The organism is Mesorhizobium sp. BHbdii, from assembly GCF_053848045.1.
Genome location: NZ_JBSPKX010000054.1, coordinates 1 through 693 on the forward strand (window position 1 = coordinate 1; position 693 = coordinate 693).

1 protein-coding gene is annotated in these 693 nt (G+C 62.0%); it reads left to right on the forward strand.

Annotated features, from left to right (window positions below; all coding sequences use genetic code 11):
* Positions 1–35: 35 nt before the first annotated feature.
* Positions 36–632 carry a dimethylamine monooxygenase subunit DmmA family protein gene (locus ACWTU8_RS31760; RefSeq protein WP_455851245.1) on the forward strand — a complete coding sequence of 199 codons (597 nt, stop codon included), beginning with the start codon at positions 36–38 and terminating at the stop codon, positions 630–632.
* The last annotated feature ends 61 nt before the right edge of the window (positions 633–693 follow it).

Genomic DNA, 693 nt, shown 5'->3' on the forward strand with positions numbered 1-693 from the left:
ATCAACAGCGAGGGGTTCGAGGCACGAAGACTTAAATGGCAGCCAAAAGCATTATCAGCCGGCCGGTCTACGGAACGCTCTCTCCGCAGCCCGGCAAGCATCATCTGTTCATCGCCGATGCCGAAGGTGCGCTCGCTATTTCAGACATGGCCGCACGAGCGCCGACCGGGTTTTTCGACGGCGCCGAAATCGTATTCATTCCGGGCCCCGACGGCAAACATGTCGCCGCCCTCGAAGCGCTGAAGCCGGCGCAGGTCCATCAAGCGCCGTCCTTTGCCAGCCTGGTGCCACGACTGAAACAGACGTTGAGCAATGCGCATATGGGCCTGCGTGTCTACCTCGCCGGCACCGAAGGGTTGATCGGCCAGGCCATGCAGGTGGCGCTCGAAGCCGGCATCGACCACACGTCCATGCAGACGGAGCATCGCGGCTCGCTGGCGAGGCGGATGCAGTGCGTGCACTGCAAGGGCATCACCGAGAACGTGACGACGCAGCCCGCCACCTGTTCGCATTGCGGCCTGCTGCTTCTTGTGCGCGATCACTATTCCAGGCGGCTGGCGGCTTTCCAGGGCGTCTGCATCAACGCCGAGGATCGCTCGGAGATTCCTCCAATCGAGGAGGCCTTCCCATGAGCACCGGCACCACAAAACTCGATGTCGTCGTCAGTGATGTCGTCCCGGTCAACGAACTGGT